We start from the raw sequence: 9,704 nt of genomic DNA, 5'->3' as shown, positions 1-9,704 counted from the left end.
GGGCCTTCGCCCAACTGCGGGCGCTCGTGCAGCTCGCCGTGATAGACCGCCGGCCCACCCAGCTCGACGCCCAGCGCGCCAGCGCCTGCGGCCATCACCGGCCCGGCATTGGGGCTGTCCCACAGCGGTGCCTGGCGGCGCCAGCAGGTGAGCGCCAGGCGGGTCTTGCCCAGCAACGCGTAGGTCAGCGCCACCAGGCGCGCTGGCAGGTAATTGAGCAGATCGTCGATGCGCGCAGCCGCCCAGCCGAAGCGCTCGAAGCGTGGGTTGCGATAACCCCACATGGCGTCGAGCGTGTTGCTCAGGCGGTACAGCACCACGCCCGGGGCACCGGCCACGATGAACCAGAACAGCGTGGCGAACACCGCGTCGCTGCCGTTTTCCAGCACCGACTCGGTGGCCGCGCGCGCCACGGCGGGCTCATCCAGCTCGGCGGTTTCACGGCTGACCAGATAACCCACCCGGCGCCGCGCTTCGGCCAGATCGCCCCGGTGCAGTGCGTGGGCCACCGGCAGCACATGCTCGCCCAGGCTGCGCAGGCCCAGTGCGCAGTACAACGCCAGCACGTCGACCAGCCAGCCGATCACCGGCAGCCAGGAGAGGATCAGCGCCAGCAACGTGATCGGCAGCACGGCCAGACACCAGGCGCTCACACCATGGCTGCGCCAGCCTCGGCCACCGGGGTTGAGCCGACGCTCCAGGGCGTTGGCGAAGTGGCCGAAGCCCACCAGCGGATGACGCCGCGTGGGTTCGCCGAGCAAGGCATCCAGCGCCACCCCGGCCACGCTCAACAGGGCGATGCTCATGGACGTTCTCCCCAGTGGTTCTCGAACAGCATGTCGGCCAGCGGGCGTTCTTCGGCCCAGTGCTCCTGCACCAGCATCGGCGCCGGGTAGAACGCCTTGACCGGCCCCAGGCACAGCACCGCGACGGCCTTCGCGCCAGCGGGCAGGCCCAGCAGGTCGCCGAGCGCCTGCGGCTCGAACAACGACACCCAGCCCATGCCCAATCCCTCCGCACGAGCGGCCAGCCAGAGGTTCTGGATGGCGCAGGCCAGTGAGGCCAGGTCCATTTCCGGCAGCGTGCGGCGGCCAAAGATGTGCGCCTCGCGCTGGTCCATCAAGGCGGCGACCAGCAGTTCGGCACAGTCCTGGATGCCTTCGACCTTGAGCTGCATGAAGTCATCGGAGCGCTCGCCCAGGGCCTCGGCGGTGCGCAGCCGTTCGGCCTCCACCAGTGCCTGGATGCGGCTGCGCAACGCGCGCTGGGTGATTCGGATGAAGCGCCAGGGCTGCATCAAGCCGACGCTGGGCGCCTGGTGTGCGGCGCTGAGCAAGCGCTGCAGCAACTCGGGCGCGATCTCGCCGCCGGCAAAGTGGCGCATGTCACGGCGCTCGCCGATGGCGCGGTAGACCGCAGCCCGCTCGGCGTCACTGAAAGCGTGTGGGTTCATGGGGTTGATGGCGCGCTGGCCGCCTCGGGATCGGAGGGCAAAGAGACCTGGAGAACAAACGCCGTCAGCCGGCCCTGACCGGAGACTGCCCCGTTGCGGGGGCAGGTGGCGCACGCGAGGTCACGCAGAGCCTGCTCGCTCATGGTCGCAACAGCGCGGCGGCCGCCTCGGGGTCGGATGGGAAATAGAAGTGCACGTAAGACGCGGTCATCCGCCCTTGACGGTACACCGCTTCATTGCCGCGCCCGCCATTGGGGCTCAGGCCGCGGGCAATGGGCGTCTGCTCGGTGGTGGTCAGGGAGTGATGATACGTGTGCCCGCGCAGGGTGCCTTCAGGCAGCGTCACCGCTTGCAGGGCCAGGGCGGCCAGGCGCTTTTGCATGGTCGCCTCGCCCGGCAGCAGGCCCAGCAGTTCAGCGCGTTCGCCGGCAACGTCGGTCAGTGCGTCGAGCAGATAGAGCATGCCGCCGCACTCAGCCAGCAGCGGTTTGCCCGCAGCATGATGTTCGCGGATGGCGTCCAGCATTGGCGTGTTGGCAGCGAGCGCATGGTGGTGCAGCTCGGGGTAGCCGCCGGGCAGGTACAGGCTGTCGACGGCCGGCAGCGCCTGGTCATGCAGCGGCGAGAAGAAGTGCAGTGTGGCGCCCTGGGCACGTAGCAGGTCGAGGTTGGCGCCGTAGGCGAAGGCGAAGGCCTCGTCACGGGCAATGCCAATGCTCACGCCGGTCAGCGTAGGGGCGATGGCCACCGGCTGCGGCGCCTGGAAGGTCACCGGGGGCGGCAGTGCAGCGTCGCAGCTCTCGCCCAGCGCCTGGGCGGCAGCGTCCAGGCGCAGGTCGAGGTCATTCAGCTCGCTGGCCTGCACCAGGCCCAGGTGGCGGCTGGGCAGCTCGATGCCGCGCTCGCGCGACAGGCCACCGTACCAGCGCAGCCCTTGGGTCAGGCTGCCTTCGAGCAGCTGTGCATGACGCAGGCTGCCCACCCGGTTGGCCAGCACGCCGGCAAATGGTAGGTCGGGCTGGTAATGCGCCAGGCCCAGGGCCAGTGCACCGAAGGTCTGCGCCATGGCCGTGCCATCGATCACCGCCAGCACTGGCACGCCGAAATGCCGGGCCAGGTCGGCGCTGGACGGTGTGCCGTCGAACAGGCCCATCACGCCCTCGATGAGGATCAGGTCGGCCTCGGCGGCCGCTTGCCAGAGCAGGCGGCGGCTTTCGGCTTCGCCAATCATCCACATGTCGAGCTGATACACCGGCGCGCCACTGGCGCGTTCGAGAATCATCGGGTCGAGAAAGTCGGGCCCGCATTTGAAAACCCGCACCCTGCGACCGAGGTTGCGGTGCAGCCGCGCCAGGGCGGCCGTGACCGTGGTCTTGCCTTGCCCGGACGCCGGTGCTGCGATCAGCACCGCCGGGCAGTGTCGCGGTTCACTCACAGTTCCACGCCCTTTTGCGCGCGAATCCCGGCCTGAAAGGCATGCTTGATGACACCCATCTCGGTCACGGTGTCGGCCAGCTCGTTCAGCTCGGGCTTGGCGCCGCGACCGGTGACGATCACGTGCTGCATGGGCGGGCGCGCTTGAATGTCGCTGAGCACCTGATCCAGGTCCAGGTAGCCGTGCTTGAGGGCGATGTTCAGTTCATCGAGCACCACGAACTGCACGGCCGGGTCTTGCAACAACTGCCTGGAGACGGCCCAGGCGGCTTCGGCAGCGGCGATGTCACGTTGGCGGTCCTGGGTTTCCCAGGTGAAGCCTTCGCCCATCACGTGGTAGCTGACCTGCTCAGGGAAGCGCCGAAAAAACAGCTCCTCCCCGGTGCTGTTGCGGCCCTTGATGAACTGCACCACGCCGCAGCGCATGCCGTGGCCCATGGCCCGGGCGAGCATGCCGAAGGCCGAGCTGCTCTTGCCTTTGCCGTTGCCGGTCAGCACCAGCAACAGGCCGCACTCGTTGGGGGAATTGGCGATGCGATCATCCATCACCGCTTTCTTGCGCTGCATGCGTGCCAGGTGGCGTTCGTCGCGCTCGGGGGATTCGCTCATGGGGGTCTCCGCGGGCCGTGGCGCTTCAAGCGAGCGCCGACAGGTCGATAAGGCAGGCAGGCACAGGGGCGCGCAGCAGCCATGGCCGAGGCCACGGAGCACCGCGCATCACCCTCCGTGATGCCGTTCAGGCAGTGACAGGCCGGTCTCCGGGCTCGTGAGCGGGGCCTTGGGCCACCGGCCTGCTGCGCGTTGCGCTTGCGCGAGGCCAGACTCACCTACCGTTGCGGGGGCAGCGCCGGATTCGTGCGAACGACGCACCCACCGGCTTCCCAGTTTCACCCCGTTGGCAGCATGTCCATGGGGCACCTGAAACAAACGGCGAAGGTTAGAGGGTTGCACTCGGAGCGTCAATGAAGTGGGTGGGGGTCGGGGGTGATTCGATGCGGTGCCTGGCGCCAGAGGATGTTGACAGAGCGATGGGTGCTGCTGCTCTGGCAAGGAGATCGAGGTGGCAGCGCCAGGCCGGTTCGCCGCCATCGCAACTGAACTACCCCCTCCCCGGCTGCCTCTGATTTCCAAGCGGTATCCCATTTCCGGAGGGTTGGTGCATGTTCCAGATGCGTATCGGTTTGCTTCTTGCCTTGACTACCAGCCTGGTCGCCTGCGGCGAATCCGCCCGGCTGCAGGTTTCTGACGGTATGGGCCCTGCACCCGAGCTGCCGGAACCGAACAAGACCCTGATCCCCACGGTCAACATCGCCCCTGCGATCGGCTGGCCCAACGGCGCTCAGCCGATCGCAGCCAAGGGCACTCAGGTCAAGGCCTTCGCCACCGACCTCGACCACCCGCGCTGGCTCTACGTGCTGCCCAACGGCGACGTGCTGGTGGCCGAAACCAATGCGCCGCCCAAGCCCGATGACAGCGCCGGCATTCTCGGCTGGATTACCGAGAAGGTAATGCAACGCGCGGGTGCCGGTGTACCGAGCGCCAACCGCATCACCCTGCTGCGCGACGCTGACCACGACGGCGTCGCGGAAATCCGCACCCCCTTCATCGAAGGGCTGAACTCGCCTTTCGGCATGACCTTGGTGGGCAACAATTTCTACGTCGCCGACACCGACCAACTGCTGCGCTTCCACTACGCAGAGGGCGCCATGCAGATTCGCGACCCCGGCACCAAAGTCGTCGATCTGCCCGGCGGCCCGCTCAATCACCACTGGACCAAGAACGTCATTGCCAGCCCGGACGGCAGCAAGCTGTACGTCACCGTCGGTTCCAACAGCAACGTCGGTGAAAACGGTCTGGACAAGGAAGCAGGGCGCGCCGCGATCTGGGAGGTCGACCCTGCCAGCGGCAAGCAGCGCCTGTTCGCTTCAGGCCTGCGCAACCCCAATGGCCTGGCCTGGGAGCCGCACAGCGGCGCCTTGTGGACGGCGGTCAACGAGCGGGACGAGATCGGCAGCGACCTGGTGCCCGACTACATCACCTCGGTCAAGGACGGTGGTTTCTATGGCTGGCCCTACAGCTACTACGGCCAGCACGTCGACACGCGCGTCGACCCGCAAGATCCTGCCAAGGTCGCCAGCGCGCTGGTGCCGGACTACGCCGTGGGCCCACACACGGCCTCGCTCGGCCTGACCTTCATCCAACCCGGTGCGCTGCCGGCGCCGTTCAGCCAAGGCGCCTTGATCGGCCAGCACGGCTCATGGAATCGCAAGCCGCTGAGTGGCTACAAGGTGTTGTTCGTACCCTTCGATGACGCAGGCAAACCGACCGGCCAGCCGATGGACCTGCTGAGCGGATTCGTCAATGAAGAGGGCAAGGCGATGGGCCGACCCGTGGGCGTGGTGAATGACCCGCGCGGCGGTGTGCTGGTGGCTGATGATGTGGGCAACGTGATCTGGCGGGTCACGGCCAACGCGAAATGAGCGCCTGAAACGTATCACGGGTGGCTCGGCTCATTCGACCGATCCACCCGTGATACCTGCGCGTAGCCGCTGCCTTTACGGATTCTGCGCCAGATGCCCTGCCGGAATGATCCGCTTGGCCTGCAGATAGGCCTTCGACCAGTAGCTGTTGGACAGGTAATCAAGGCGCACCGTGCCGCCGGTGCGCGGCGCATGCACGAAGCGCCCTTCCCCGACATAGATCCCCGCATGGCTCACCTGAGAGCCGCCGTTGGTCGCGAAGAACACGATGTCGCCTGATTGCAGCGCATTGATGTTCACGCTCGGCGCGCGCATCACGATCATTTCCCGTGTTGAGCGCGGCAGGCTGATGCCGGCGGCATCGTTGTACACGTACTTGATCAGGCCACTGCAGTCGAAGCCTGAATCTGGCGTGTTGCCACCCCACCGATAGGGCGTACCGACCAGACCAATGGCGCGGAACAGCACGTCAGAGGCCACCGGCGAGAAGCTCGGCTGCGTGTTGAAGGTGATCTGCGGCTTGATCACCGGGGCTGGAGCAGGTGCTGGTGCTTGACTGGAACAGGCAGCCAGCAGCGCAGCGGACATCAGGAAAGCAAGGCGCACCATTGTTTTCATGGTCGGAACGTCCTGTCGGGAACGGGTCGGCCATAGCCGAAAAGAGTTGAGAAGTTAGATTAGACGTATTCTGTAAATGCGCACGGCGGCTAGCTTTTCAGCTAACCGCCGTGTGTACCGACCACAGCGCTACGTGATTAGTTGCGTGCGATGTTGGTCGGTGCCATGGCCAATGCGCGCTTGGCCTGCATGAAGGTCTTGCTCCAGTAGCGATCGCCCAGGCTGTCGATACGCACTCCGCCGCTGCGGCGGCTGCTGGAGTGGATGAACTGATTGTCACCCAGGTAGATGCCAGCGTGGCTGACACGGCCGCGACCGTTGGTGCTGAAGAACAGCAAGTCGCCAGGCTTGAGCTTGTTGCGCGCTACTTTCGGCGCATCGACGTTGATCATTTCGCGGGTGGAGCGCGGCAGTGACATGCCGGCTTCTTCACGGAACAGGTAGCCGATGAAGCCGCTGCAGTCGAAGCCCGATTGCTCGGATGTGCCACCAAAGCGGTAGCGGGTGCCGATCAGCTCTTTACCGCGTTCCAGAATGCTGTCTGCCAGGACCGGCATCTGATAAGGCTGGCCGTTGCTGGAGAAGGTGGGTTGTTCGTCTTCGAAGGCAGCAAGGTCCTGCTCGGTGAAGACGGAAGAGGCCGATGGCTTGGCCTTGAATTGAGCCTGGGTGGCGACGTGCGGGGTGACCTGCGGCTGTGAAGTAGGCGCTTGTTGTGAGGCGCAGCCAAAAAGAAGGGTCACGAGTGCAAGAGGCACGAGGGGTGCGAAGCGATTCAGCATGGGCACGACCGTGGCTTGAGTGGTTTTTGAAGGTGGAAACTATGCCGCCTATCGGAGTGATATGCAAATTTTATCGAAATAAATGTGACTTTTCGTGTTGACCGAGATCAAAGGCAACGAATCGATACTTTGCGCCCCAATTACCAGCCCAGCGTTTCTTTGAGAAACGGGATTGTAAGCTTGCGCTGCGCCTGCAACGACGCCTGATCGAGCCGCTCCAGCAGGTCGAACAGCGCGCTCATGCTGCGCGTGCCACGGGTGAGGATGAAATGCCCGACCTCGTCGGTCATCTGCAGGCCGCGACGCGAAGCGCGCAATTGCAGAGCGCGCAGTTTGTCTTCGTCAGAAAGGCCGCGCATCTGGAAGATCAGCGCCAGAGTCAGGCGCGACTTGAGATCCGGCAGGCGGATCGGCAGCTCACGGGGGGAACTGGAGGCGGCCAGCAGCAGGCGGCGGCCGCTGTCGCGCAAGCGGTTGAAGAGATGGAACATGGCCTCTTCCCAATCGGCCTTGCCAGCGATCACGTGCAGGTCGTCGATGCACACCAGCTCGAACTGCTCCAGGTGATCGAGCAACTCGATACCGCGATCGAGCAGTTGCGCCAGAGGCAGGTAGACCGCTGGCTCACCCAACTGCTGAAAACGGTGGGTGGCAGCCTGCAACAGATGGGAACGCCCGACGCCCTGCTTGCCCCACAGGTAGATGAGGCTTTCGGTCCAGCCGGCATCGGCCTCGCACAGCCGCTCGACATAGCCCAGCGCGGCAGCATTGGCGCCGGGGTAATAGTTGATGAAGGTGGCGTCATCGCGCAGGCGCACACCCAAGGGCAACTGGATCGGTTTCATGCTGGCGGGCGGTCACGAGGACCCAGGGGGCCTTAGGTGAAAAGACGGCAAAGTCTATACCTGCTGTGCGGGGCGCACAATCACGCTGTCCGGGAGCGGCAGGAAAATCAATGGCTTGGGCGATGTGCACAGGTGGCAGGTCGGTGCGTGCTGGCGCGGTGCTGTTGAAGCAGAGCTGGGCCGTGCTGCTTATAAAGAAGCGATGGGCGCCGCAGCCGGCCCAACCTTGGCACCCCTGGCACCCGGCTCCTACAGGGCGCGCAGTGTTGGCCACGGTGAGTGTTCGGGCGAGCACGGGCGGGGACAGAAGCGGCCGGTCCGGCGCTCCGGTCAGCCGGCCCAACCCTGCCACCCCTTGGCATCAGGCCTGAACCAGACGGTACAGTGCACCTCCAGTGGCCGTGCCGACCACCCCGCCTACCAGCGGAACTGCAGACCCTCGAATGGCGGCTCCGGCACCGGCGCCGGTTCACCGCCAGCACCGTTCGACAGGGAGACCGGCGCTGATACCGCCGGTACGGGCTGCGCATCATTCTGCACTTCCTGAAGCTTGCCCAGCGCCAGTTGCGCCCGCAGCTGCTCGCGATTGCCGCTCACCGCGTAGGTCAGGGTATCGCCCGTGACCCGCTGCAGCCGTGGCGCGTAGGCTTCCAGTACACGCCCCAGCTCGGCATAGCGCGCCAGGTTCATGCCCTGTACGCGCACCTGCACGCTACTGCTGCTGCCGGGACGCACCACATAACGCGGGGCCAGACGATTACCAATCGCCAGCATCACCGCATCGGCCAACGCGGCAGGATCGGCGCCCTGGGCCGTGCCCTGCTCGCGCTGGTCACCCAACCACAACTGCCACTTGGCTTGCCATTGACCCTCAGCCTGCTGCGCGTGAACCGCCAGCAGCGCATTGGCCCCATAGCGCTCCGACGCCTCGCGCAAGGCGGCAGGCTGCTTGGCTTCCAGCTGTTTGGCGTCGGCGACCAACTGCTCTTGCAGATCACCCAGGGGCAAGCGCAGAGGCAGGCCGCGATGCTGCGCCGCGCGGCGCAAGGCCTTGGCGTCGGGCTGGCCATCGCCGACCAGATGGCTGCCCTCGGCAGTCTCGAACAGCCACCACCCCAGGATGGACGGCCGGTTGCTGCCCCACAGCGCCAGCCCAGCCTTGCGCAAGGCACGCTCGGTACTGCCGGGATCGAACTCCACCAGCAGGCTTTCTGGCGTGCCACCCTCGAAGCCGAACTGGCTGATGATCGGCTGCGGGTCCTTGCGCAGGCTGGCCAGGGCCGGGCTCTGCGCGGCGCTGGCATCGCCGGTCAGACGCTGGACCAGGGTGTCGAAGGCGTGACCGGTGGCCTCGGCGCGGGCTTGCTCGCCCTGGCCCTGCACCGGTTCGCGCACCTGGTACAGGCCGGCCACGGTGTCGGCCTGGGCGAGGCCGGCGAGCAGGGCCAGGCTGGCCCCCATCAGGCAGGTGATCAAACGCATGCGGCACTCCTGGTTGGGTCGGGGGAAGGTGCGGCGGCGAAGCCTGGCGGATCGAATCAGCGCTGGCAACCCCGGGGCACTCTTGCTCTGGTCTTCAGCGCCTTTTCCTACGGTATACACAGCATTGCACCTGCGCACGGCGCTGCCGGATTTTTACTATTTACCACCCTGCCCGTCGGCGTGAGGATGGCCGCTGCGTGGCAACCCTGATAAAATCGCGCGCCTTCGCAGACCGCTGACGTCTCCGGCAGCTGGCCACTCATCGCCGGCCTTGCCTGTCAGGGTCGTTTTCCTGAATCCCTCCCCGTTAAAGGCCTGGATCAATGAGCAAGCAACCCTCCCTGAGCTACAAGGACGCCGGTGTAGACATCGACGCCGGCGAAGCACTGGTCGAACGCATCAAGGGCGTGGCCAAGCGCACCGCACGCCCTGAAGTCATGGGTGGCCTGGGCGGCTTCGGCGCCCTTTGCGAGATCCCGGCCGGCTACAAGCAGCCTGTGCTGGTCTCTGGCACCGACGGCGTCGGCACCAAGCTGCGCCTGGCGCTGAACCTGAACAAGCACGACAGCATCGGCCAGGACCTGGTCGCCATGTGCGTGAACGACCTGGT

9 protein-coding genes, 1 pseudogene and 1 riboswitch are annotated in these 9,704 nt (G+C 65.9%); of the genes and pseudogenes, 2 read left to right on the top strand and 8 right to left on the bottom strand.

Translation table 11 applies throughout. The features are described 5' to 3' along the window. From cbiB to cobO, 4 genes are all read right to left on the bottom strand, one after another. On the bottom strand, positions 1-806 hold an 806-nt coding region (gene cbiB / locus RT028_RS18335), incomplete at its 3' end, for an adenosylcobinamide-phosphate synthase CbiB (RefSeq protein WP_312936620.1). Then, positions 803-1,453: a 5,6-dimethylbenzimidazole synthase gene (bluB, locus tag RT028_RS18330; RefSeq protein WP_312936619.1), complete on the bottom strand. Its 651-nt coding sequence runs from the start codon at positions 1,451-1,453 to the stop codon at positions 803-805. The genes bluB and cbiB, both read right to left, overlap by 4 nt. A 139-nt stretch (positions 1,454-1,592) precedes the next feature. Then, positions 1,593-2,888 carry a cobyrinate a,c-diamide synthase gene (locus tag RT028_RS18325; RefSeq protein ID WP_312936617.1) on the bottom strand — a complete coding sequence of 432 codons (1,296 nt, stop codon included), beginning with the start codon at positions 2,886-2,888 and terminating at the stop codon, positions 1,593-1,595. Then, entirely contained in the window at positions 2,885-3,496 is a 612-nt protein-coding gene (gene cobO, locus RT028_RS18320; protein ID WP_312936615.1) for a cob(I)yrinic acid a,c-diamide adenosyltransferase, read from the bottom strand. The genes RT028_RS18325 and cobO overlap by 4 nt, the downstream gene beginning before the upstream one ends. Before the next feature lie 122 nt (positions 3,497-3,618). Continuing rightward, positions 3,619-3,824: riboswitch (cobalamin riboswitch) on the bottom strand. 232 nt (positions 3,825-4,056) lie between these two features. On the opposite strand from cobO, the gene RT028_RS18315 reads away from it, so the two are divergent. Further along, a complete protein-coding gene (locus RT028_RS18315; RefSeq protein WP_409567300.1) occupies positions 4,057-5,367 on the top strand; it encodes a PQQ-dependent sugar dehydrogenase in 1,311 nt (436 codons plus the stop codon). A gap of 75 nt (positions 5,368-5,442) precedes the next feature. On the opposite strand, the gene RT028_RS18310 is transcribed toward RT028_RS18315, so the two are convergent. The 4 genes from RT028_RS18310 to RT028_RS18295 form a co-directional block, all read right to left on the bottom strand. Next, entirely contained in the window at positions 5,443-5,985 is a 543-nt protein-coding gene (locus tag RT028_RS18310) for a C40 family peptidase (RefSeq protein WP_312936611.1), read from the bottom strand. Positions 5,986-6,122: 137 nt separating this feature from the next. Then, positions 6,123-6,767 (bottom strand): C40 family peptidase, encoded by a 645-nt coding sequence (locus RT028_RS18305; RefSeq protein ID WP_312936609.1) that lies wholly within the window; start codon positions 6,765-6,767, stop codon positions 6,123-6,125. Between the two features lie 140 nt (positions 6,768-6,907). After that, complete coding sequence (gene hda / locus RT028_RS18300; protein WP_296269031.1) at positions 6,908-7,612, bottom strand: DnaA regulatory inactivator Hda; 705 nt, start codon at positions 7,610-7,612, stop codon at positions 6,908-6,910. A gap of 417 nt (positions 7,613-8,029) precedes the next feature. Beyond that, complete coding sequence (locus RT028_RS18295) at positions 8,030-9,094, bottom strand: DUF2066 domain-containing protein (protein ID WP_312936604.1); 1,065 nt, start codon at positions 9,092-9,094, stop codon at positions 8,030-8,032. Between the two features lie 323 nt (positions 9,095-9,417). Between RT028_RS18295 and RT028_RS18290 the strand changes: the two are divergent. After that, positions 9,418-9,704: pseudogene (locus tag RT028_RS18290) on the top strand (phosphoribosylformylglycinamidine cyclo-ligase); the annotation flags it as partial.

It is taken from the genome of Pseudomonas sp. (assembly GCF_032058845.1).
Taxonomy (GTDB): Bacteria; Pseudomonadota; Gammaproteobacteria; order Pseudomonadales; family Pseudomonadaceae; genus Aquipseudomonas.
This window is presented reverse-complemented; position numbering and strand designations above follow the sequence as displayed.

Excerpts from the sequence above, each read along its gene's own strand:
- bluB (WP_312936619.1), bottom strand. The coding sequence starts at position 1,453 with ATGAACCCACACGCTTTCAGTGACGCCGAGCGGGCTGCGGTCTACCGC.
- cobO (WP_312936615.1), bottom strand. The coding sequence starts at position 3,496 with ATGAGCGAATCCCCCGAGCGCGACGAACGCCACCTGGCACGCATGCAG.
- RT028_RS18315 (WP_409567300.1), top strand. The coding sequence starts at position 4,057 with ATGCGTATCGGTTTGCTTCTTGCCTTGACTACCAGCCTGGTCGCCTGC.
- RT028_RS18310 (WP_312936611.1), bottom strand. The coding sequence starts at position 5,985 with ATGAAAACAATGGTGCGCCTTGCTTTCCTGATGTCCGCTGCGCTGCTG.
- RT028_RS18305 (WP_312936609.1), bottom strand. The coding sequence starts at position 6,767 with ATGCTGAATCGCTTCGCACCCCTCGTGCCTCTTGCACTCGTGACCCTT.
- hda (WP_296269031.1), bottom strand. The coding sequence starts at position 7,612 with ATGAAACCGATCCAGTTGCCCTTGGGTGTGCGCCTGCGCGATGACGCC.
- RT028_RS18295 (WP_312936604.1), bottom strand. The coding sequence starts at position 9,094 with ATGCGTTTGATCACCTGCCTGATGGGGGCCAGCCTGGCCCTGCTCGCC.